The 21,737-nt window shown below is 57.2% G+C and carries 24 protein-coding genes; all 24 read right to left on the bottom strand.

Going from position 1 to position 21,737, the window contains the following annotated elements; translation table 11 throughout:
• Nucleotides 1-13: 13 nt before the first annotated feature.
• On the bottom strand, nt 14-388 hold the full coding sequence (locus DBR00_RS16685; RefSeq protein WP_177480012.1) for a chemotaxis response regulator CheY: 375 nt from the start codon (nt 386-388) through the stop codon (nt 14-16).
• A gap of 97 nt (nt 389-485) precedes the next feature.
• The gene (gene fliA, locus DBR00_RS16680; protein WP_108490492.1) at nt 486-1,232 is read right to left on the bottom strand and encodes an RNA polymerase sigma factor FliA; all 747 of its coding nucleotides are present in this window, start codon (nt 1,230-1,232) and stop codon (nt 486-488) included.
• The gene (gene fleN, locus DBR00_RS16675) at nt 1,229-2,059 is read right to left on the bottom strand and encodes a flagellar synthesis regulator FleN (protein ID WP_177480010.1); all 831 of its coding nucleotides are present in this window, start codon (nt 2,057-2,059) and stop codon (nt 1,229-1,231) included. The genes fliA and fleN overlap by 4 nt, the downstream gene beginning before the upstream one ends.
• A gap of 77 nt (nt 2,060-2,136) precedes the next feature.
• A complete protein-coding gene (gene flhF / locus DBR00_RS16670) occupies nt 2,137-3,444 on the bottom strand; it encodes a flagellar biosynthesis protein FlhF (protein WP_108490490.1) in 1,308 nt (435 codons plus the stop codon).
• 15 nt (nt 3,445-3,459) lie between these two features.
• Nucleotides 3,460-5,583, bottom strand: coding sequence for a flagellar biosynthesis protein FlhA (gene flhA, locus DBR00_RS16665; protein ID WP_108490515.1), 2,124 nt, complete (start codon nt 5,581-5,583; stop codon nt 3,460-3,462).
• A 134-nt stretch (nt 5,584-5,717) separates the two neighbouring features.
• Nucleotides 5,718-6,854 carry a flagellar biosynthesis protein FlhB gene (gene flhB, locus DBR00_RS16660; RefSeq protein ID WP_108490489.1) on the bottom strand — a complete coding sequence of 379 codons (1,137 nt, stop codon included), beginning with the start codon at nt 6,852-6,854 and terminating at the stop codon, nt 5,718-5,720.
• The gene (gene fliR / locus DBR00_RS16655) at nt 6,855-7,631 is read right to left on the bottom strand and encodes a flagellar biosynthetic protein FliR (RefSeq protein ID WP_108490488.1); all 777 of its coding nucleotides are present in this window, start codon (nt 7,629-7,631) and stop codon (nt 6,855-6,857) included. It lies immediately after the preceding gene.
• 1 nt (nt 7,632) lies between these two features.
• On the bottom strand, nt 7,633-7,902 hold the full coding sequence (gene fliQ, locus DBR00_RS16650) for a flagellar biosynthesis protein FliQ (protein WP_090252096.1): 270 nt from the start codon (nt 7,900-7,902) through the stop codon (nt 7,633-7,635).
• Nucleotides 7,903-7,904: 2 nt separating this feature from the next.
• Nucleotides 7,905-8,690 (bottom strand): flagellar type III secretion system pore protein FliP, encoded by a 786-nt coding sequence (fliP, locus tag DBR00_RS16645; RefSeq protein ID WP_108490487.1) that lies wholly within the window; start codon nt 8,688-8,690, stop codon nt 7,905-7,907.
• Nucleotides 8,690-9,121 carry a flagellar biosynthetic protein FliO gene (gene fliO / locus DBR00_RS16640; RefSeq protein ID WP_108490486.1) on the bottom strand — a complete coding sequence of 144 codons (432 nt, stop codon included), beginning with the start codon at nt 9,119-9,121 and terminating at the stop codon, nt 8,690-8,692. Before fliO ends, fliP begins: the two co-directional genes overlap by 1 nt.
• Nucleotides 9,122-9,123: 2 nt before the next feature.
• Nucleotides 9,124-9,600, bottom strand: coding sequence for a flagellar motor switch protein FliN (fliN, locus tag DBR00_RS16635; protein ID WP_108490485.1), 477 nt, complete (start codon nt 9,598-9,600; stop codon nt 9,124-9,126).
• A 37-nt stretch (nt 9,601-9,637) separates the two neighbouring features.
• On the bottom strand, nt 9,638-10,609 hold the full coding sequence (gene fliM / locus DBR00_RS16630) for a flagellar motor switch protein FliM (protein WP_108490484.1): 972 nt from the start codon (nt 10,607-10,609) through the stop codon (nt 9,638-9,640).
• 13 nt (nt 10,610-10,622) lie between these two features.
• Complete coding sequence (gene fliL / locus DBR00_RS16625) at nt 10,623-11,153, bottom strand: flagellar basal body-associated protein FliL (protein ID WP_108490483.1); 531 nt, start codon at nt 11,151-11,153, stop codon at nt 10,623-10,625.
• A gap of 309 nt (nt 11,154-11,462) precedes the next feature.
• Nucleotides 11,463-12,725 (bottom strand): flagellar hook-length control protein FliK, encoded by a 1,263-nt coding sequence (locus tag DBR00_RS16620; protein ID WP_108490482.1) that lies wholly within the window; start codon nt 12,723-12,725, stop codon nt 11,463-11,465.
• Nucleotides 12,726-12,838: 113 nt separating this feature from the next.
• On the bottom strand, nt 12,839-13,192 hold the full coding sequence (locus DBR00_RS16615) for an Hpt domain-containing protein (RefSeq protein WP_108490481.1): 354 nt from the start codon (nt 13,190-13,192) through the stop codon (nt 12,839-12,841).
• A gap of 30 nt (nt 13,193-13,222) precedes the next feature.
• The gene (locus DBR00_RS16610) at nt 13,223-14,917 is read right to left on the bottom strand and encodes a fused response regulator/phosphatase (RefSeq protein WP_108490480.1); all 1,695 of its coding nucleotides are present in this window, start codon (nt 14,915-14,917) and stop codon (nt 13,223-13,225) included.
• Nucleotides 14,918-14,932: 15 nt separating this feature from the next.
• On the bottom strand, nt 14,933-15,238 hold the full coding sequence (locus DBR00_RS16605) for an STAS domain-containing protein (protein WP_108490479.1): 306 nt from the start codon (nt 15,236-15,238) through the stop codon (nt 14,933-14,935).
• A 155-nt stretch (nt 15,239-15,393) separates the two neighbouring features.
• Complete coding sequence (gene fliJ, locus DBR00_RS16600) at nt 15,394-15,846, bottom strand: flagellar export protein FliJ (protein WP_108490478.1); 453 nt, start codon at nt 15,844-15,846, stop codon at nt 15,394-15,396.
• A gap of 3 nt (nt 15,847-15,849) precedes the next feature.
• On the bottom strand, nt 15,850-17,211 hold the full coding sequence (gene fliI / locus DBR00_RS16595; RefSeq protein ID WP_108490477.1) for a flagellar protein export ATPase FliI: 1,362 nt from the start codon (nt 17,209-17,211) through the stop codon (nt 15,850-15,852).
• On the bottom strand, nt 17,201-18,019 hold the full coding sequence (gene fliH / locus DBR00_RS16590; protein ID WP_108490476.1) for a flagellar assembly protein FliH: 819 nt from the start codon (nt 18,017-18,019) through the stop codon (nt 17,201-17,203). The genes fliI and fliH overlap by 11 nt, the downstream gene beginning before the upstream one ends.
• A gap of 3 nt (nt 18,020-18,022) precedes the next feature.
• The gene (gene fliG / locus DBR00_RS16585; protein ID WP_108490475.1) at nt 18,023-19,039 is read right to left on the bottom strand and encodes a flagellar motor switch protein FliG; all 1,017 of its coding nucleotides are present in this window, start codon (nt 19,037-19,039) and stop codon (nt 18,023-18,025) included.
• Nucleotides 19,032-20,819 carry a flagellar basal-body MS-ring/collar protein FliF gene (gene fliF, locus DBR00_RS16580; RefSeq protein ID WP_108490474.1) on the bottom strand — a complete coding sequence of 596 codons (1,788 nt, stop codon included), beginning with the start codon at nt 20,817-20,819 and terminating at the stop codon, nt 19,032-19,034. Before fliF ends, fliG begins: the two co-directional genes overlap by 8 nt.
• A 15-nt stretch (nt 20,820-20,834) precedes the next feature.
• Nucleotides 20,835-21,164: a flagellar hook-basal body complex protein FliE gene (fliE, locus tag DBR00_RS16575; protein ID WP_108490473.1), complete on the bottom strand. Its 330-nt coding sequence runs from the start codon at nt 21,162-21,164 to the stop codon at nt 20,835-20,837.
• Between the two features lie 93 nt (nt 21,165-21,257).
• On the bottom strand, nt 21,258-21,479 hold the full coding sequence (locus DBR00_RS16570; protein WP_108490472.1) for a VF530 family DNA-binding protein: 222 nt from the start codon (nt 21,477-21,479) through the stop codon (nt 21,258-21,260).
• Nucleotides 21,480-21,737 lie beyond the last annotated feature (258 nt).

The following is a 21,737-nucleotide window of genomic DNA, read 5'->3' as shown; positions in this document are numbered from 1 at the left end:
CTCGTGGCAGACATCAGCCGTTGACTCGCTCAAAAATCTTTTCGATCTTTTCTTTCAGAACCTGCGCAGTAAACGGCTTAACCACATAGCCATTTACTCCAGCCTGAGCTGCCTCAATGATCTGATCGCGCTTAGCTTCAGCAGTCACCATCAACACGGGTAGTGTTTTCAGGCGATCATCCGCACGTACGGCGCGCAGTAGATCAATTCCCGTCATGCCGGGCATGTTCCAGTCAGTCACCAAAAAGTCGAAGCTGCCGCTCTGCAACATCGGCAGAGCAGTAGTGCCATCGTCAGCCTCTGCGGTATTGGTGAACCCCAAATCGCGCAGGAGGTTCTTGATGATCCGTCGCATCGTTGAAAAGTCATCAACGATGAGGATTTTCATGTTCTTGTCCAAGTCGACCTCCGTACAGTCCCAAACGCACCCAGCACTCTGTGCGCGTCTTTAATCGTGAAACCGGCCCAGCGTTAGCAAATTCAACTCAATGTGCGCGCCAATCAGCCAGTCGAGCACGCAAACGAGCAGCACACTGACTGTGTAGTTGGCTTACACGAGATTCGCTAACCCCCAGTACTTCGCCGATTTCCTTAAGATTTAATTCTTCATCGTAATATAGCGCTAACACCAGGCGTTCGCGCTCCGGCAGATTGGCAATAGCATCAGCCAAAGCTGCTTGAAAGCGTTGATCTTCCAGATCACGAGAAGGCTCAAGACAGTTAATGCTCGCGTCTTCACCTACTCCACTGTGTTCACCATCCAGCAACAGGTCATCAAAACTGAACAAGCGACTACCCAGCGTGTCGCCAAGGATGCCGTAGTAATCTTCGAGACTCAATTGGAGTTCGGCTGCAACCTCTTGATCTTTAGCGTCACGACCCGTTCTGGACTCAATCACGCGAATCGCATCGCTAACCATACGACTGTTGCGATGCACCGAGCGCGGTGCCCAGTCACCTTTACGTACTTCATCAAGCATAGATCCGCGGATGCGGATGCCAGCAAATGTTTCGAAACTGGCACCTTTGCTGGAATCGTATTTTTTTGACGCTTCAAGCAGTCCGATCATCCCGGCCTGGATCAGATCATCAACTTGCACATTGGCCGGTAAGCGTGCCAGCAGATGGTAGGCAATACGCTTGACCAAAGGCGCATAACGCTCGATCAACTGGTGCTGGGAGTCCTGCGCCTGCGCCTTGCTATACATACGAAGTCCAGAGGCTGCTGTCATGTGGCCGTGTCCGCGATCGGTTGGTGCACCAGGCGTTCAACAAAAAACTCTAAATGGCCACGCGGGTTGGCTGGTAAAGGCCAGGCGTCAACTTTCTGAGCTATTGCTTTGAACGCCAACGCACACTTCGAACGCGGGAAGGCTTCATATACCGCACGCTGTTTCTGTACGGCCTTACGGACTGACTCATCATAGGGAACGGCACCAACATACTGCAGAGCCACATCAAGAAAGCGATCAGTCACCTTGGTCAGCTTAGCAAACAGGTTACGACCTTCCTGTGGGCTGTGCGCCATATTGGCCAGTACACGGAAACGATTCATACCGTGGTCACGGTTGAGCAACTTGATCAACGCGTAGGCATCAGTAATCGACGTAGGCTCATCACACACGACCACCAGCACTTCCTGGGCCGCACGAACAAAACTGACTACGCCATCACCGATACCGGCAGCAGTATCAATAATCAGCACATCAAGGTTATCACTGATGTCACTGAAGGCTTGAATCAGCCCAGCATGCTGCATGGGCGACAGCTGCACCATGCTCTGAATACCGGATGCTGCCGGTACGATTCGAATGCCACCCGGCCCCTGCAACAGCACATCACGCAGTTCACACTCACCACTGATAACGTCTTCCAGGGTGCGCTTGGCACTCAAGCCCAGCAACACATCGACGTTAGCCAGGCCCAGGTCAGCGTCCATCAACATTACCCTGCGCCCAAGGTCAGCCAGAGCCAATGCCAGGTTCACCGAGACATTGGTCTTGCCGACGCCACCTTTGCCGCCGGTTACTGCAATCACCTGAACGGGATGCATACCCATATTATCTACACACCTTGTCTAACTTCGACTGGAGCCACTTTAGCCGGTCAGGCCTACCACAAACCGAAAGGAACCTTTTAACTGACACGTCGCGCGGACTGCTGGTAAAGACCGGCAAACATCTCTGCCATTGTATCTTCGCTAGGATCCTGGGTTGCCTGCAGCCCTACGGCACGACTGACCAGCTGATGACTGCGAGGCACCTGTAAATCATCAGGAATTCGTGGCCCATCAGCGAGATAGGCTACCGGTAGACGCTGCGTAATAGCCAGCCCTAATACCTCGCCCAGGCTGGTTGCCTCGTCCGCCTTAGTGACAATACAGCCTGCCAACCCACAGCGCTTATAACTATGGTAGGCGGCTTTCAGCACTTGGCCCTGGCTAGTGGCCGCCATTATCAGATAATTTTTTGCGTTGACGCCGCGGCTGGCCAGTGTTTCCAGTTGCATGCGCAAAGCGGGATCGTTGGCTGGAAGGCCAGCCGTATCAATCAGCACCACGCGCTTGCGTGCCAAAGGCGCCAGAGCCTGGGTCAGTGACTGGCCAGGATCCACCAGGGTCACCGAAACATTAAGAATGCGCCCCAGGGTCTTGAGTTGTTCCTGCGCCCCGATGCGGTAGCTGTCCAGGCTGACCAACGCAATATGCTGCGCGCCGTGCTTGAGGACATAACGCGCGGCCAATTTAGCCAGAGTCGTGGTCTTGCCCATCCCGGCCGGCCCCACCAAAGCGATAACGCCACCCTCATCCATCGGTTCCTGCTTCGGCGTTTTGATCGCATGGGCCAGGTGCGCCAGCAGCATGCGCCAGGCCTGGCGCGGCTCGGCCACGTTGGCAACGCGCTCCAGCAGGACTTTGGACAGTTCGGCTGACAGCCCCATACGCTGCAGGCGACGCCACAGATTAGCCTGTTGCGGGCGACGACTTTGCAACTGGCCCCAGGCAATCGAACCCAACTGAACTTCTATCAACTCACGCAGCCCGTGCAACTCAAAGCGCATGGCATCCAGTGCATGCTGATCAGTCCCCGCGGCGGGCGGTATAGGCGTGCGGGATTTGCGCATAACGGCTGCGAGACTATCGGCAGGCAACTCCAGCTCTGCGCCAAACAACTGGCGATCCTTACCGGCATCTACCTTGGCACGGGTAGTCAGTTCGGCCTGCGCAGTGGCGATTTTCGCCTGAGTCTTGCGCAATTCAGCCTCCAGGGCTGGATTAGGCTGACGCGCTGGCGCTGCCGGCACCTGATAGTCCAGCGCCGCAGTCAGTTCGACACCGCCAGCTACGCGGCGATTGCCAATGATCGAGGCATCGGCACCCAGCTCATCACGCACCAATTTCATGGCAGTGCGCATATCGGCGGCGAAAAAGCGTTTGACCTGCATGGCCTGTGACCTCGGTTAGTTCTGCCCCACCGTCGCAACGATGGTGACCTGCTTGTTGTCCGGAATTTCCTGGTATGCCAGTACATGGATACTCGGAACCGCCAGCCGCGCGAATCGCGAGAGCATCGCCCGGACCGGGCCGGCAACCAGCAGAATCACTGGTTTGCCAAGCATTTCCTGGCGCTGCGCTGCTTCCACTAGGGAACGTTGCAGCTTCTCGGCCATGCCTGGCTCTAGAAGAATGCCATCCTCAGAGCCTTGACCGGCTTTCTGAATACTATTGAGCAATATCTGTTCCAACCTGGGTTCCAAGGTGATGACAGGCAGTTCCAGCTCTAGTCCCACAATGCTTTGCACAATTGCGCGAGACAGTGACACACGCACGGCAGCCACCATCGCGGCGGGATCTTGACTCTTCACGGCCACGTTGGCGATGGCCTCAGCAATGGTCCGGATATCACGTACCGGTACCTGTTCCTGCAACAGAACCTGCAGCACCTTGAGTAAGGTCGACAGGGAAATCATTCCCGGCACCAGTTCCTCAGCCAATTTAGGCGAGGTCTTGGCCAGCAACTGCATCAGTTGCTGCACTTCCTCGTGCCCGAGCAGTTCGTGAGCGTGCTTGTGCAGCATTTGATTGAGGTGAGTGGCAACAACTGTGCTGGCGTCCACCACGGTGTAGCCGAGAGACTGCGCCTGATCTCGTTGGCTGGGGTCGATCCACACCGCTTCCAGGCCAAATGCCGGGTCCTTGGCGGCGATACCATTGAGTGGGCCGAATACCTGACCGGGGTTGATTGCCAGCTCACGGTCCGGATACACCTCGGCCTCGGCCACACTCACGCCCATGAGCGTCAACCGGTAGGCGTTGGGCTGCAAATCCAGGTTGTCGCGAATGTGCACCGAGGGCATGAGAAAACCCATTTCCTGGGAGAGCTTCTTGCGCACGCCCTTGATCCGCGCCAGCAGCTGGCCACCCTGGTTACGGTCAACCAGCGGAATCAGCCGATAACCCACTTCCAGCCCCACCATGTCGACCGGCGTTACATCATCCCAGCCCAGCTCTTTGACTTCCTGAGCTTTCTGCGTCGGCAGCAACTCCTGCTGACGCTGCACTTCCTTCACCTCTTCTTCTTTGACCACACGCTGCTTGTTGGCAATCCAGTAGGCAGCCCCTGCTGCAATCAAGCCAAGGCCGATGAAGAAGAAGTGCGGCATGCCGGGCACCATGCCCATGATGATCATAATGATGGCAGTCACGGCCAGTGCCCGTGGCGAGGCGAACATCTGCCGGTTGACCTGCGCCCCCATGTCCTCAGAACTGGACACACGCGTGACCATGATGGCAGCGGCCGTTGATAACAACAGCGAAGGGATCTGCGCCACCAGACCATCACCAATGGTCAACAAGGTGTAGATTTTGCCGGCCTCAGCGAACGGCAGACCATGTTGCAAAACACCGATGGCAATACCACCGATGAGGTTGATGAACAGAATCAACAGGCCGGCGATGGCATCGCCGCGGACAAATTTGCTGGCACCGTCCATCGAACCGTAGAAGTCGGCTTCTTGAGACACTTCCGAGCGGCGCTTCTTGGCCTCAGCCTGATCAATCAAGCCAGCGTTGAGGTCGGCATCAATCGCCATCTGCTTGCCTGGCATGGCATCGAGGGTAAAACGGGCGCTGACTTCCGAGATCCGTCCGGCACCTTTGGTGACCACGACGAAGTTGATGATCATCAGAATGGCAAACAGCACAATACCGACCACATAGTTGCCACCGATCAGCACCTCACCAAAGGCCTGGATCACCTGCCCGGCAGCAGCATGGCCCTCGTGACCATGCATCAACACCACCCGTGTAGACGCGACGTTGAGTGCCAAACGCAACAGCGTGGCCGCCAGCAACACCGTGGGAAACACGGCGAAGTCCAGAGGACGCAAAGCATAAATACTGACCAACAACACCACAATCGACAGCGCAATGCTGAAGGTGAACAGCACATCGAGGAGAAACGGCGGAATCGGCAACATGACCATGCTGAGCATGACCAGCAACAGCAGAGGAATACCCAGGTTGCCCTGTTTCAACCCTGCCAGGTTGCTGCGAACATCACCGATCATTTGCGAGCGATCTATTGCCACACCACTACCCCAAGACCATTCAATCTTTTGACGCTATGCGCGCCTTTGAGGAGGGTTTTGCAAGAAGCTGTCCAACTTCCCCGTACCGCAGCAAAACAGGCACGGACTCGCAGCAACAGCAGACGCTATTACTCGTCGCGGCGTAAATCCGGAGGGATCGGTAGCTCCGGCAACGGCGCCGGGCGTTTGCCCTTGCCTGCCTGGTGCTGACGCAGCTGATAGACGTAGGCGAGCACCTGGGCAATGGCCAGGTACAGGCCTGCCGGAATTTCCTGATCCAGCTCGGTGGAATAGAACACGGCGCGCGCCAACGCAGGCGACTCCAGCACCATGACCTTGTGCTCATTGGCAATTTCGCGAATTTTCAACGCCGTAAAATCACCGCCCTTGGCCAGCAGAACCGGCGCACTGCCTTTGGCCGGATCGTACTTCAGGGCCACGGCAAAGTGCGTCGGGTTGGTAATCACCACATCAGCGTCGGGTACCGCCTGCATCATGCGCCGCTCAGCCATCTCACGCTGCAACTGCCGAATCCGCTGTTTGACCTCGGGCTTGCCCTCGCTGTCTTTGTACTCATCAATGACCTCCTGCTTGGTCATCATCAGCTTCTGCTTGTTACTCCAGAGCTGAAACGGCACATCCACCGCAGCAATCAGAATCAACCCACAGGACATCCACAAAGCACTCCAGCCCACCACCGTGGCCGAGTGTAAAATGGCCGCCTCAATCGGTTCATGAACAATCGCCAACAGGTCGTCCTGCCAAGCAGCCAACACCGCAATACCCACCAGCAGGATGAGCGTGAACTTGGCCAAGGCCTTGAGCAATTCCACCAGCGCATCAGTGGAGAACATACGCTTGAGCCCCGACAAGGGGTTCATGCGACTAAGTTTGGGGGCCATCGCCTCCGCGGAAAACAGCCAACCACCCAGTGAGATGGGGCCCACAATTGACACGATCAACAGCAACATAAACAGCGGAAACAAGGCTTCCAGGGCTAGCTGACCAGACGCAGCCAACCATAGCGCCATACTGCGCTCGTCCATGACGACATCCCGTGACAACGAGAAATTGCCGCGCATGATGTCCAGCATCGCGTTGCCCATGCTGGCGCCGAATGCCAGCAGGCCGCCGAAGCCCGCCAGTGTCACAGCCAAGGTATTGAGTTCTCTGGAGCGGGCAATCTGACCTTTTTCACGGGATTCGCGCAGGCGTTTCTCCGTGGGTTCCTCACTTTTGTCAGCACCACTCTCGGACTCCGCCACTTAACGCGCCCCCGCCATTTCCCGGAGAAACTGTAAGGCTTCAGTGGCAAATACCTGGTACTGCGCAAGGATATCGGCCATGCCAATCCAGACGATTACCATGCCGAGTACCAACGTGAGCGGAAAACCGATGGAGAAGATATTCAGCTGCGGTGCCGCGCGGGTCATGACCCCGAACGCCAGATTGACCACCAGCAGCGCGGTAATTGCAGGGAGCACAAGCAGCAGCGCAGCGCCCAGTACCCAGCTCAGCTTGTGGGCAATCTCCCAATAGTTTTCCACCAGAAAACCACCCCCGACAGGCAAGGTGAAGAAACTCTCGGTGAGCACCTCGAAGACCACCAGATGACCATTCATGGCAAGAAACAACAGGGTCACCAGAATCATGAACACCTGGCCGATCACCGGCACCGAAATCCCGTTGGCAGGATCAATCATCGAGGCAAAACCAAGCCCCATCTGGATCGCCACAATCTGCCCGGCAATCACGAATACCTGAAAGAACAACTGCAGGACAAAGCCCAGCATCATGCCAATCAGAATTTCCTGGGCAATCCAGATAAAGGCTTGCAGATTGATCGCATCCACTACCGGCATCGGCGGCAGTGTCGGCATGATCACCAGACAGATGGCCAAGGCCAGGTAGAGACGAACCCTGGCAGTAACCAACTGAGTACCGATAATTGGCATAAACATCAGCAGCGCCGCGATACGAAACAGTGGCAGCAAGAAGCTACCGACCCATGCCCCGATCTGCTCGTTGCTTAATTCGAGCATGTCAGCCGATCAACATCGGGATGTTCATGATCAGATTCTCGGTGTACTCCATCAGCTCACGCACCAGCCAGGGACCGGCAAAAATCAGCACCAACAGAATGACCAACAGCCTCGGCAGAAAACTCAAGGTCTGTTCGTTGATTTGAGTGGCCGCCTGAAACATCGCCACCAGCAAACCAACAATCAGACTGGGTACCACCAGAATGCCGACAATCATGGCTGTCAGCCATAAAGCATCACGCACCAGATCAACAGCCACTTCAGGGGTCATGGCTATGTCCCTCCGAAGCTGGCGGCCAGGGTGCCCATGATCAACGCCCAGCCATCAATCAGCACAAACAGCATGATCTTGAAGGGCAACGAAATGATCAGCGGCGACAGCATCATCATGCCCATTGCCATCAGAATACTGGCCACCACCATGTCGATGATCAGGAATGGGATAAAAATCATGAAACCGATCTGGAAAGCAGTTTTCAGCTCCGAAGTCACAAACGCCGGAATCAGAATGGTCAACGGTGTCGCTTCCGGGCTGGCGATATCGGTACGTTTGGACAGCCGCACGAACAGCTCCAGGTCGCTCTCGCGGGTCTGCGCCAGCATGAAATTCTTGATCGGCACTTCCGCCTTGAGGATCGCTTCTTGTGCGGGTAGTTGCTCGTTCAGGTAGGGTTGCAAAGCATCGCGGTTAATCTGATCAAACACCGGCGCCATGATGAACATGGTCAAAAACAGCGCCAACCCCACCAGAATCTGATTCGACGGGGTCTGCTGCAGACCCAGAGCCTGGCGCAGAATTGAGAAGACGATGATGATTCGGGTAAAGCTGGTCATCAGCATGAGGAACGCAGGAATGAAACTCAGCGCCGTCATGATCAGCAGGATCTGCAGGCTGACGGAGTACTCCTGTTGCCCCTCAGTATCAGTGCTCAGGGTAATGGCCGGAATCGACAGCGGATTACTGCCCGATTGAATCAACGTGCTGACAGCCGGCGGATCAGCTGCGAACGCCAACGATGCCCCCAGGCTGAACAGCAACACCAGCAACAAACGCAGCATCAAGACTTGTCCTTCTGATCCTTGCCCAACAGCTCCATCAGGCGCTGGGCAAATTCGGTCGAGGCCGGCTGCGCATCAGGCAAATGCACAGGCTCTTTCAACACATGCAAGGCCGTGATGGTGCCTGGCGTCAGCCCCAGCAGCACCTGCTCGCCTCCCACCTGCACCAGCACCAAGCGATCACGCGGCCCAAGCGGCTGAGTAGCCAGCACGCTGATCACTTGCCCGCCACGTGGCACGATCTGCTGAACCCGACGCATGACCCAGGCCAGCAGAAAAATCAGTCCGATGACCAGTAACAGCCCCAGCAGCAGCTGCACCACCTGCCCGCCCATACTGCTACCAACGAGCGGTGCGGTGGTTTGAGTCACGGGTTCGGCTGCAAACACCACTGATGGTGCAAGCAAGCAGAGGAAGAGAGCTTTACGCATGATCAACGCAGCTTCTTGATGCGTTCGCTGGGACTGATCACATCAGTCAGGCGGATACCAAACTTCTCGTTCACCACCACCACCTCGCCATGGGCGATCAGGGTGCCATTGACCAGAACATCCAGCGGTTCACCTGCCAGACGATCCAGTTCGATCACCGACCCCTGGTTAAGCTGCAGCAGGTTGCGGATGGTGATATCGGTATTACCCACTTCCATGGAAATCGACACCGGAATATCCAGGATCACATCCAGGTTCGGGCCGTCCATGTTCACCGGCAGGTTCACCTTGGGCGCGCTGTTGAACTCCTCCATCGGCGCACGTGGGGCCGCTGGCACCGGATCACTGGCGGCAAGCATGGCATCGATATCATCCTGGCCGGCGTCGCCTGCCTCGGACAATGCCGCCGCCCACTCATCGGCAAGCGCCTGTTCCTCGGGGGAAGTGGCTTCGTTTTCGTTTTCGTTTTCGTCTGCCATCGTTTTTCCTCGGCTGGCGTTGAATGGGGTTTAACGGTTAGCGCTGGCGCTCAATCGGTTCAAGCACCTGCAACGCCAGATTGCCTTTGTGCGCACCCAGCTTGACCTTGAACGCCGGCACGCCATTGGCACACAACACCACGTTTTCCGGCAGTTCGACCGGAATCACGTCACCTGGCTGCATATGCAGGATGTCACGCAGTTTGAGCTGGCGACGGGCGACAGTTGCCCCCAGAGGCACGCTGACGCCCAGAATGTCTTCACGCAGCGCTTTGATCCAGCGCTCATCCTGGTCGTCGACATCGGACTGGAAGCCGGCGTCGAGCATCTCGCGGATCGGCTCGATCATCGAATACGGCATGGTGATGTGCAGGTCGCCGCCACCACCATCCAGTTCGATGTGGAAAGTCGACACCACAATCACTTCACTGGGGCTGACGATGTTGGCCAGGGCTGGGTTCACTTCTGAGTTGACGTACTCGAAGTTGATATCCATCACCGCATGCCAGGCTTCCTTGAGATCGATAAACGCCTGATCCAGCACCATGCGCACCACGCGCAGTTCGGTTGGAGTGAACTCACGCCCTTCGATCTTGGCGTGACGGCCATCACCGCCAAAGAAGTTGTCCACCAACTTGAACACCAGTTTGGCATCCAGGATGAACAGCCCGGTGCCACGCAACGGCTTCATCTTCACCAGGTTGAGGCTGGTCGGCACGTACAGCGAATGGACGTATTCACCGAACTTCATCACCTGTACACCGCCCACCGCCACGTCTGCGGAGCGGCGCAGCAAGTTAAACATACTGATACGGGTGTAACGGGCAAAACGCTCGTTAATCATTTCCAGCGTCGGCATGCGCCCACGGACAATCCGGTCCTGGCTGGTCAAGTCATACTGCTTGACACTCCCCGGCTCGGCCTCGTCCTCGGTCTCTACCAGGCCATCATCGACGCCGTGCAGCAGGGCATCAATCTCATCCTGGGAAAGTAGGTCTTGCACTGCCATATACGGCTCCTGATTACTGCAATACGAGGTTGGTGAACAGCACTTGCTCCACCGTTACCTTACCGACCTCTTTTTCGGCCAGCTCCTGTACGCTGGCAGTGGCCTGCTGACGCAGCATTTCCTTGCCAACCGGGCTGATCAGCGAAGCAAAATCCTGACTGGAGAACAGCATCACCAAACGATTGCGCAGGACTGGCATGTGTACTTTGAGGGCATCCAACGCCACTTGGTCGCGGGTCATCAGAGCGACACTGACCTGCATGTAGCGCGCCCGCCCCTGGTGGTTGAAATTCACCACAAAGGCCGGTGCCAACTCTTCATAAATGGCTGCCTGCTTAACAGGCGCAGCCGGCTCCGCAGCCACCTCTTCCTTGGCTTTATCGGCCGCACCATCATCTTTCTTGCTCAGGAAAAACCAGGTTCCTCCGGCTGAAAGCCCTACAGCCAAGAGCACGGCAATAGCGATGATAATGATCAACTTCATCTTGCCCGCTGGTTTCGCCTCACCATCGGCCGGAGCTTGCGCTGCTTCTTTCTTAGCCATGCCAATAATCCGTCGCAGTTCGGAGTTTTATCCGATTTCAAAGGGTTAAGAGCAAGTGTTATGCCAGTCTGTCAGCAAACTTGCTCAATCTGGGGAGCCTCGCCGAGTACAGCGTGCGGCCAGGGCATCAGGTCAATCAGCACCCAAAACAAAATCGCCCGACGCCTATTATGGCCGTCGGGCGAAATGCAGTTTAGAACAGTGCGCTCAGCAACTACAGCAGCAAGGATGATCGACTGAAGGCTAAGTGGCCACCGACGCGCCAAATCACAACGCTACAGTGCATGCTGCTTAGTCCGGGCCAGATTATCAGGCGTAGTAATCCACCAGGCCTCGGGCAGTAACTGACGAGCCTCGGGCCACCTCCAGAGCGCTCGACTGGACCGCATCATCAGCCTCCTGCATACCTGTATTAGCGTTACCACGACCTTTTCCGCTGTCACTGTCCTGCCCCTGCCAACCGCGATTGAGTGACTGATCAGAGACGTTTACATCCAGCTGGTTCATCCCTTGCTGGGCAAACATTTCGCGCAAACGATGCATCTGCGAATCCAGCGCTTCACGGACCCCCGCGTGCGGACTGGCAAACGTCACCTGACTTTGCTCCTGGTTAACACTGATGCGCACCTCCAGGCGACCTAACTCGGCAGGGTCAAGCTGAATTTCGGCTGATTTGAGGTTCTGGCTGGACATCACCATGACTCGGTCCACCACCGCTTCACTCCATCCACTCTGCTGCAGAGAAACGGGTTGGCCAACTACAGGTGCCCGTGTCGCCAACGGGCTCTGCTGCCCGATAGCCTGACTCAGCGCATTAAGTTTGCTGACAAAATGATCCGAACTGTTGTTCGCCGTTCCCTCTTTCAAGGCTTCGAGAGTCTTGCCGGTGAGCGCTTCCAGCTGAAGCTCTGGCAACTCGAGCCCCACTTCCTCCACGGGCACCTCGTCCTGAACCACCTGACTGGCCAGAAGACTCTGGCTTGCGTTCTGCGTGGCTTTATCAACCTGCGCTAAAGGTGCTTGCACCTGAGCAGCCGCCGCATTCTCTTTGGCGCCCATTTCCAATGCCAGGCGCACAGCAGGAAGCTGATTGAGCGCGTCCAGTTCGGCGTCGAAACTGGCCTCAGTCATGCTGGCAGGACCAGAACTGAGCAAGCTACCCGAAACAACCGGCAAGGAATCCGTCTCTATTGGCAGCTCTTCCGTCAGCGCTACAGGCGGCAACTCACCGGTAATCCCCAACATCAATAACGGGTCGAGCACAGCCCCCTCAACAGCCGGCTCTTCCGGCAAAGACTTGCCGCTCTCGGCAACCGCACTTTGCCCAGGGGCGGCAACAGCAGGCTGCGGTTCAGCACTCGGGTCTTGTTCGGCTTTGCGCTCGCGCACAGGTTTTGCAACGCTATCATTGCGTTCTGACGCTTTCGCCTGACGCGCCCGTGCGTACTCCTGAGAAAAGCTTGAAGGCTCATTACTGCTGGGCTGGGCGGGCTTGTCAGGCGTTTTGGCTGCAGTCGCACGAGGCTTTACTTCAGGCGCCGACTTGAGCAACAGATCAGGGGCAACGGACATGGATACTCTCCGCTCGGGGTTAGATGTGCGGAGAGTTTTGCAAGGGACGGGCCAACTTACGGGTCAACAGGCCCGCTACAGAACGATGCAGGCGCAAACATCACACGACAAAACTAATGCCGGTAACGCTGACGCTCGGATTTGAGCAGAATGCGCACAATAGCGAACTCGCGCTCAATCTGCTCCAGCAACTCGGGCGCAAGTTCAAGCTGCTCACGCCGCCCGGCCTCCTCGAGCTGCCTGCACAAGTTCGCCAACATCAGAGCCCCCATATTGCTGCAGCTACCTTTGAAGCTGTGCGCCGCCAAGCGCAAGCTCTGCGCATCTTCATCACGCTCAGCCTGACGCAACAGCAGCAAACGCTCTTCAGAATCGGACAAAAAGGTATCCAGCAGCACCGGATACTCGTCCTCCATGACATCCTGCAACGCAGCCAATACGGCACTATCAAGGTGAATATCGGACAACGGCTCGCTCTCCCCGCGTTAGGCGCTGGATTATGCCCCAGCCTGCCAGGAAAACTCCACGCACACACCTGACTCACCACCGCCCCACCGGCACCGCTCGCTCAACTGCTCCACCAGAGCCAGACCACGGCCACTCAGACGACGGGCATCCGCTGTGGTTTTACGCAGGCTATGCGCATCAAACCCTGGCCCGCTGTCTTGGACACAAACAATCAGCCGCCCTCCACCAGCTTCAGGCAGTAACTGCAAATGAAAGCGTACGAAGCCATCAGCTAATGCCGCCAAGCGCACGCTGCGCAGACGGTAATACTCAGCAAACCCTGCGGCATCAGCCTTGAGGGCGGAATCCAGGCCTAATACGCCATGCTCCAGCGCATTCGAGTAAAGCTCTGCCAGCACACTGAACAATGCACCGCCTTGTGGACGCAGTCCCTGGACATCGAGAAGCAGCTGCAAAAGAAACGGCAGCGGGTTGAAGTGGCGCAGGGTTTCCCCACGAAACTCAAAACTGGCAGACCAGTCCAGCGGATGGATCTGGCCACTGTCAGCAAAAGCCAGTGGCGGCCGACTCAATTGGCCATCGTCAATCAGGCTGACTTCCAGCAGGCTGACATCGTCCTGTTGCGCCCCACTGAATAGAAGCAGTGCCTGCTGAATCTCCGCAAACAGTGTTTGCGGGTGCCGGTTGGCAGCAAACACATCGAGCAACCGTTCCTCGCCAAACAGTTCTCCCTGTTTGTTACAGGCCTCCAGCACACCATCAGAGAGCAGGAAAACCCGATCCCCATAAGCCAGTGGATAGACCTCAAGCTTATCGTTGAACGCCCCTGGCTCCAGCACCCCCAGCGGTAAATGCCGCGACACCAGGGGTATACGCTGACCGGTGGCCTGGAGCAGGTAACCATCGGGCAGGCCGCCATTCCACACCTCAACCACCTGGCGCTGAAAACTGATATTCAATACAGCGGCGCAACAGAACACGCCACGCGGAAGAATACGCTTGAGCTTGGCATTGATCTCGCGCAGTACTTCAGCCAGGGAATAACCCTTGGCAGTCATGCCATGAAAAACTTCAGCGAGCGGCATCGCACCAATGGCCGCGGGTAAACCATGCCCGGTGAAATCGCCCAGCAGCACATGCATGCTGCCTGATGGCTTGAAAGCTGCCAGCAGCAGGTCACCGTTGAACACCGCGTAAGGCGATTGCAAATAACGGATATTCGGCGCATCCAGACAGCCCGAGTGCGCCACTTTATCGAACACGGCCTTAGCCACACGCTGCTCATTGAGCAGGTGCTCGTTGTGCCGTGAGATCAGATCGCGCTGCTGCAGCACGGTTTCCTGCAGGCGGCGCAGGCGATCCATGGCCTTGATCTTGGCTTCGAGAATGACCCGGTTGTAGGGCTTGGCGAGGAAATCGTCCCCTCCAGCCTCAAGGCAACGCACCAGTGCTTCGCCTTCGGTCAGAGAGGTGAGAAAAATGATCGGCACCAGCTCTTCGCCAGCCGCATGCTTGATTCGCCGCGCCGCCTCGAAGCCATCCATTACTGGCATCAAGGCATCCATCAGCACCAACTGTGGGCGCTCCTGCTCGAATAAGGCCACAGCCTCCAACCCATTGCTGGCGGTCAGCACTCGATGCCCCTGGCGGCTGACGATAGTCGACAGCAACATGCGATCAGCCGCGTTGTCCTCAGCAATCAGGATGGACAAGCGCTCGGCCATGACACGCCCCCCGAGTCAGGCGATCTTGAACAGCTGCTCGAAGTTCGAGATAGCAAGGATCTTACGCACATCCGGATTGCAGTTGAGCAAGCGGATTTGTGCACTGTCACCGCCGGCATGGTCACGCAGCAGCAGAAGCATGCCGAGTGCCGAGCTATCCAGGTAGGTTGTGTCTTGGAGGTCTACTACATAGCGTTGCGGGGTACTGTTGACGCGCTCATAAGCATTACGAAACTCCTGATGAGCGCCGAAATCGAAGCGTCCTTGAATCAGGATGGTCAGCTCTTGCCCGTCAGATGAGGGCAGCGAGGTGATGGCCATGAATTACTCCTATCAACGAAAAAACCAAGCCAAAGATCAGCTGGGTCGGGCAGCAGGTTATGCATGATCAAGATGTAGCATCGCAACGCCCCGGCGGCAAATGTTTAGCACGCATGATCTCGTCATGGCTCAGGCACTGATATGCGCAAACCGACCTAATAGACACCATCGCGCGACGCCAGGCGCTGAGACAGCTCATCGAGCAACTTTTGCTCGCGCTTGTCTTCTGCCAGCCGCGCTTCGTCCTGGTAGCGCCTGACCAATTTGCGCAGGCCTTCCAAACGGGCATAACGCTGCTGCCAGAGCTCACGGACCTTTTCCATATTGGAACGGTGCCAGTCCACACTGGTGCGTTGCTGGCCAATAGCGGTTTCCAGCTGCGAAAGGAAGCGCTGGTAGTTCATCAGCCACTGCCCGGAGACCCCGCGCTGCCCCTCAGTGATCCATTGCTGCTGATAATCGCCGCGATAACGTTCCAGATCCCCCAACTGGACCTCGGCCTGGCGCAGTAAGCCTTGGCAATGTCCCAACTGCAAGGCTGCCTCGCGCTCGGCACGCTCGGCCATGTCCACCACCGGTGCCAGCCGGGCGGCGCGGCTTTGTGCCATGGTTTAGGTCCCAGCAACAACGGGATTGAAGGTGGCCGCCAGCTGGGTGCGGCTGTTTTCCAGACTTTCGTTATCTTGCAGGCTCTGGCGCAGGTACTTAACCATGGCCGGCTGGCGGGCAATGGCCAAATCGGTGTCAGCATCACCACCGGGCACATAGGCGCCGACGCTGATCAGATCGCGACTCTGCTGATAACGCGACCACAACTGTTTGAAGCGCTGCGACAGGCGCAGGTGCTCTTCACTGACCACCTGCGGCATCACCCGGCTAATCGAGGCCTCGATATCAATGGCCGGGTAATGGCCCTCCTCGGCCAAGCGGCGAGAGAGCACGATATGCCCGTCGAGTACACCACGCGCCGCATCGGCGATCGGATCCTGCTGGTCATCGCCCTCGCTCAGTACGGTGTAGAACGCAGTAATCGAACCACCTCCTGCCTCTGCATTACCTGCGCGCTCCACCAACTTGGGTAGACGGGCAAATACCGACGGCGGATAACCTTTGGTCGCCGGTGGTTCACCAATGGCCAAAGCGATTTCCCGCTGGGCCTGGGCAAAGCGGGTCAGCGAATCCATCAGCAGCAGCACGTTCTTGCCCTTGTCGCGAAAATACTCGGCAATGCGCGTGCAATACATCGCCGCGCGCAGACGCATCAAGGGCGCATCATCCGCCGGCGAAGCCACTACCACTGAACGCTTGAGGCCCTCGTGCCCGAGGATCTCATCAATGAATTCTTTTACCTCACGACCCCGCTCACCAATCAGCCCGACCACGATGATGTCGGCCTCGGTAAAGCGCGTCATCATGCCCAGCAACACCGATTTACCAACACCAGTACCGGCAAATAGGCCGAGACGCTGGCCACGGCCAACGGTTAGCAGGCCGTTAATGGAACGGATGCCAACATCCAATGGCTCGCTGATCGGGTGCCGATTTAGCGGATTGATGGTCGGGCCGTCCATTGGCACCCAGTCTTCGGCTTTCATGCCACCTTTACCATCAAGGGCACGACCAGTGCCATCGAGCACCCTGCCCAGCATCGACATGCCCATCGGCAGACGCCCGGTATCCGGCAACGGCACCACGTGGGCACCGGGGGCAATGCCCGCCAGACTGCCAACCGGCATCAGAAAGATCTTGCCATTGGCAAAACCCATCACTTCAGCCTCAACCTGGACTGGGTGATAGCTGTCGTCGTTAATCACCAAACAGCGACTGCCCAATGCTGCGCGCAAGCCCTCGGCTTCAAGCGTAAGCCCCACCATGCGCAACAGACGCCCCTCCACCTGCGGCTGGGTCGGTAACTGCACGGCATCGGCATAGCCGGCCAGCCGCTTGGCGAAACTTACCCGTTCAAGACGCATCCTGACTCGCCTGATCAATGGCCGGAGAAGCCTCCAAGTCCATAAGCAGATCAGCCTCCAGCGGGTGCGCAGCGTGCTCACGCTGTTGCGCAAAGAGTTGTTTGAGTGCCTGATTCAAACGGGTTTCCACAGTGGCATCAATGCGACTGAGCTCGCTTTCTACCCGGCAGCCACCGGGTAGCAGAGAAGCATCTTCAAGGATCCGCCAGTTCTCTTCATGGCGCTCGCGCAAGACTTTGATTAGCTCAAAGTCTTGCGGGTTGACGTGAATACGGATGTTACTGGTGCCCATGGGGAGCAGCTTGAGCGCTTCGCTCAAAACCTGGCGAATCTGACTGGAATCGCTGACCAACTCACGCTGAATCACCTGGCGCACCATCTGCCCAAGCAATGTCACCATGGCTTCTTCCAGCTGTTGATCCTGGGCGGCAATGGGTTCGAACAGCTGAGTCATCAATTGCTCAAGACCGGCGATTTTCACCGCCAAGGCCATATCAGCTTCCTGCTTGGCCTTGAGTTGGCCAGCATGAAATCCATCTTTCTCACCGGTGGCGAAACCTTCGTTGTAGGCATCCTGGCGAATGGCCTCAAGCTCATCCAGTGTCAAGGGTTTGACATCTTCCAGCGCAACGTCTTCGCTTTCAACCGCCGCCGGATCTACACCTTGAACGGCAGTGTCGTCGCCGGGCGGAGCCTCGACAGGCTCGGGCGCTTCAACTTCTGGGTCGAAACTGGGCAACGTCCAGAGATCAAACGCCTTCAGATCCTTGGCGCGAATCAGCTCACTGGGCGGTTCTTTGCTGGACATGCCTTACACCATTTCCTCGCCACCTTTGCCGCCCAGGACAATTTCCCCGGCCTCGGCCATGCGGCGTGCAATGGTGAGAATTTCCTTCTGAGCGGTTTCCACGTCACTGACGCGCACCGGGCCCTTGGCTTCAAGATCATCGCGAAGCAACTCAGCGGCACGCTTGGACATGTTTTTGAAGACTTTCTCTTTGATCGCCTCGTCAGCCCCTTTGAGCGCCAGCACCAACACATCGGACGACACTTCACGCATAAGCGCCTGAATACCCCGATCGTCGACATCGGCCAAGTTGTCGAAGACAAACATCAGGTCCTCGATCTGGCTGGACAGGTCTTCATCAACTTCACGAATCGAATCCATCAGCTGGCCTTCAACCGAGCTGTCGAGGAAGTTCATGATGTCCGCCGCACGCTTCACGCCCCCCAACGCGGCACGAGTTGCACTGGCACTGCCAGAAAACTGCCGTTCAAGAATGTCGTTGAGTTCTTTCAGTGCCGCAGGCTGCACGGTTTCCAATGAGGACACGCGCAGAACGATATCCAAGCGCACCTTGTGATCGAAATGCCCGAGCACTTCACCCGCCTGATCGGGATCCAGATAGGCCACAACAATGGCCTGTATCTGCGGGTGTTCGTAGCGGATCACATCCGCCACTGCGCGCGGTTCCATCCATTTCAAACTATCCAGACCGCTGGTACTGCCTCCGAGCAGGATTCGGTCGATCAGGTTGCCGGCTTTGTCTTCTCCCAGCGCTTGCGTGAGCATCTTACGAATATAGCCATCAGCCCCCACACCGAGGCTGGTCTGGTCGCCGACAATATCGACAAACTCGCCCATCACCTGCTCGACCTGCTCGCGCTGAATATTACGCATACCGGCCATGGCCACGCCCACGCGCTGCACTTCCTTTGGGCCCAGATGACGCAACACCTGCGCAGCATCGGTCTCACCCAGCGACAACAGCAGAATGGCGGCCTTATCGACCTTGCTCAGTTTGCCTGGGGTTCGATTGTCACTCATCGGCGTTAATCCACTCTTTCACAACCTGGGCAACGCGGCCCGGGTCTTCGGCAACCAGGCTCTTGATGGCGTTCAGTTGTGCATCATACCCCTCACTCGGACTTGGCAGGAGGATGCTTTGTGGGCCGCCGAGGCTGACCCGATCTTCGGACAACTCACCGCCCAGCGCGCCCATCTCACCCAGCTCGACGTCGCCGTCACGACCTTCGCCATGAGCCTTGCCCGCATTGGTGATGTTGTTGAGTACCGGGCGCAGTACGCCGAACACCAAAATCAGGATGAACAGTACGCCCAGCACCTGCTTGATGATGTCCCAGAACCAGGGCTGGGTGTAGAACGGAATATCGATCAGCTCTTCGCCCTGGGCATCACTGAACGGCGTGTTGATCACACTGACGCTATCACCCCGGCTGGCATCGAAGCCTACCGAGTCCTGTACCAAACGCGTAAACCTTGCCAGATCGTCGCTGCTCCATGGCACCTGAGTGGTTTCCCCGGTAGCGGCATCGACCTTGACCTGATCGTCCACCACAACCGCCACCGACAAACGACGCAGGCGTCCTTGCTGCTGCTTGGTGTAGCTGATTGAACGGTCCAGTTCGAAATTACGGGTGGATTGCTCGCGCTTGTCAGCTGGATAGGGCGCCAGCATCGGCAGACCGGTGGCGGGATCGATAATCTGCTCACCGTTGGCATCGAGCAGCGGTTGTCCGGCGGCAATCGGGCCGGGTACTGCAGCTGCGGCGGCTCCCGCCTGCTGGGGGGCAGCGCCGGCGGCCGGCGGCTGATTACTCAGGGCGCCCGGCACACCTTGAGGCGGCTGGCCACTGGAGCGTTGCTCGTTGACCGACTGCTCGCTGCGCAGCGCCGGCTGATCGGGGTTGAACATTTCCGAAGTGGATTCCACAGCGCTGAAGTCCACATCCGCAGACACTTCGGCCTTGTAGCGGCCTGACCCCAGCACCGGCTGCAGGATATTGTGCACGCGCTGGGTAAACAGGCTTTCCATACGGCGGCTGTAATCGAACTGCTTGCCGGCCATGGTCAGTTCGGACATTTCTTGAATATCCGAAAGCAAATTACCTTTCTGATCGACTACGGTGACTTGTGCCTTGTCCATCTCCGGCACGCTGCTGGCGACCAGGTTGACGATGGCCATCACCTGACTGGGCTCCAGACCACGACCGGAATACAACTCGACCAACACTGAAGCACTGGGCTTGCGTTCATCGCGTACAAATACCGAACTCTTCGGAATGGCCAAGTGAACACGAGCGGCTTTGACGTTGTTCAAGCTTGAGATGGTACGCGCCAACTCACCTTCCAGCCCCCTGCGGTATCGGGTGGCTTCCATAAACTGGCTGGTGCCCAGCCCCTGCTCTTGGTCAAGAATTTCAAAGCCAACGCTGTTGTCCTTGGGTGCAACGCCAGCCGCGGCCAGGCGCATGCGGGCACGGGCCAAGTCGCCAGACTTGACCAGCAATGCACCGGAATTAGGCTCAACGGTGTATTTGATATCAGCCGCGGACAACGCCTCCATCACTTGAGAAGCGTCCATGCCATCAAGACTGCCATACAGCGGTTGGTAGTCCGGTTGCTGCGACCACAGCACAACCGCAAACCCGATGGCCACACTGGCCGCCAGGCCAACCATCAAACCGATCTGCCGCAACATCGACATATCGGCGAGGTTTTCCAGAAAGGCCAGGCCGAACAGCGGTTTCTTCGGCTCATCACCACCCGTGGTGGCAGGTACGTTTGCAGCGACGGCTTCAGCCATGAGTCAGCCCTACCCTTAAACCGGCATCTGCATAATGTCTTGATACGCCTGAACCAGCTTGTTGCGCACCTGGGTCATAGCCTGAAAGGAAACGCTGGCCTTCTGCGAGGCGATCATCACGTCCGTCAAATCCACGCCGCTGGTGCCCATTTCAAAGGCGGTTGCCAGCTTGTTGGAGGCCTGCTGGGTTTCGTTGACCTTGCCCACCGCCTGACCGAGCATCTCGGAAAAGCTTGGCGCACCGGGTTCTGGCGTGCTGGCGACAGGCTTCTGACGCGCCATGGCGTCGGCCTGCAGGGAGCGCATCTCCAGCATCAAGCGATTGAATTCAACACCCTGGCTCATCTCGACCTCCACTGGCCGCGGTTTTTTGACGCTTCGCGGCGTTTGCAGAGGCATTGCAACAAGGGTGCCAAATTTCGAACTGGGGCTTAGCGTCTATTTACGTGTTTGCGAACGGACATACAGCGCCTCGACCTTCTCCCGCGCCCACGGCGTCTTGCGTAAAAAAGTCAGGCTGGACTTGATGCTGGGGTCACTCTTGAAACAACGGATATCAATCCGTTCAGCCAGACCATCCCAGCCATACTGAGCCACTAATGCGGTGAGGATGGCTTCAAGGGTGACGCCGTGTAGCGGATTTTTAGGTGATTGAGTCATGCAAAACCTGTACGTACAGCTCGATTAAGACAAACCCTGCCACCATAGCCAAGCTGGTGAACAACCGAAAGCCTCCAGCGTGATTGGGCATCAGCATAAAAATTACCTAGAGGCCGCTATGCCCCTGCGCCGTAACGTCAGCCAGGCAGAGCCTCAGGATAAGTCGCCATAAAAAAGCCGGCCCACACCAAAGGCGTGGGCCGGCGAAGCACTATCGGGTCACACGCACACAACCGCGGAAAGCTCCGCGCGGCAACT

Origin of the sequence: Pseudomonas sp. HMWF032 (assembly GCF_003060885.1) — a bacterium.
Classification (GTDB): Bacteria; Pseudomonadota; Gammaproteobacteria; order Pseudomonadales; family Pseudomonadaceae; genus Aquipseudomonas.
This window is presented reverse-complemented; position numbering and strand designations above follow the sequence as displayed.

Coding starts and splice junctions, on each gene's coding strand:
- DBR00_RS16685 (WP_177480012.1), bottom strand. CDS start 388: ATGAAAATCCTCATCGTTGATGACTTTTCAACGATGCGACGGATCATC.
- fliA (WP_108490492.1), bottom strand. CDS start 1,232: ATGACAGCAGCCTCTGGACTTCGTATGTATAGCAAGGCGCAGGCGCAG.
- fleN (WP_177480010.1), bottom strand. CDS start 2,059: ATGGGTATGCATCCCGTTCAGGTGATTGCAGTAACCGGCGGCAAAGGT.
- flhF (WP_108490490.1), bottom strand. CDS start 3,444: ATGCAGGTCAAACGCTTTTTCGCCGCCGATATGCGCACTGCCATGAAA.
- fliR (WP_108490488.1), bottom strand. CDS start 7,631: ATGCTCGAATTAAGCAACGAGCAGATCGGGGCATGGGTCGGTAGCTTC.
- fliQ (WP_090252096.1), bottom strand. CDS start 7,902: ATGACCCCTGAAGTGGCTGTTGATCTGGTGCGTGATGCTTTATGGCTG.
- fliP (WP_108490487.1), bottom strand. CDS start 8,690: ATGCTGCGTTTGTTGCTGGTGTTGCTGTTCAGCCTGGGGGCATCGTTG.
- fliO (WP_108490486.1), bottom strand. CDS start 9,121: ATGCGTAAAGCTCTCTTCCTCTGCTTGCTTGCACCATCAGTGGTGTTT.
- fliN (WP_108490485.1), bottom strand. CDS start 9,600: ATGGCAGACGAAAACGAAAACGAAAACGAAGCCACTTCCCCCGAGGAA.
- fliM (WP_108490484.1), bottom strand. CDS start 10,609: ATGGCAGTGCAAGACCTACTTTCCCAGGATGAGATTGATGCCCTGCTG.
- fliL (WP_108490483.1), bottom strand. CDS start 11,153: ATGGCTAAGAAAGAAGCAGCGCAAGCTCCGGCCGATGGTGAGGCGAAA.
- DBR00_RS16620 (WP_108490482.1), bottom strand. CDS start 12,725: ATGTCCGTTGCCCCTGATCTGTTGCTCAAGTCGGCGCCTGAAGTAAAG.
- DBR00_RS16610 (WP_108490480.1), bottom strand. CDS start 14,917: ATGGCCGAGCGCTTGTCCATCCTGATTGCTGAGGACAACGCGGCTGAT.
- DBR00_RS16605 (WP_108490479.1), bottom strand. CDS start 15,238: ATGGCCATCACCTCGCTGCCCTCATCTGACGGGCAAGAGCTGACCATC.
- fliJ (WP_108490478.1), bottom strand. CDS start 15,846: ATGGCACAAAGCCGCGCCGCCCGGCTGGCACCGGTGGTGGACATGGCC.
- fliI (WP_108490477.1), bottom strand. CDS start 17,211: ATGCGTCTTGAACGGGTAAGTTTCGCCAAGCGGCTGGCCGGCTATGCC.
- fliH (WP_108490476.1), bottom strand. CDS start 18,019: ATGTCCAGCAAAGAACCGCCCAGTGAGCTGATTCGCGCCAAGGATCTG.
- fliG (WP_108490475.1), bottom strand. CDS start 19,039: ATGAGTGACAATCGAACCCCAGGCAAACTGAGCAAGGTCGATAAGGCC.
- fliF (WP_108490474.1), bottom strand. CDS start 20,819: ATGGCTGAAGCCGTCGCTGCAAACGTACCTGCCACCACGGGTGGTGAT.
- fliE (WP_108490473.1), bottom strand. CDS start 21,164: ATGAGCCAGGGTGTTGAATTCAATCGCTTGATGCTGGAGATGCGCTCC.
- DBR00_RS16570 (WP_108490472.1), bottom strand. CDS start 21,479: ATGACTCAATCACCTAAAAATCCGCTACACGGCGTCACCCTTGAAGCC.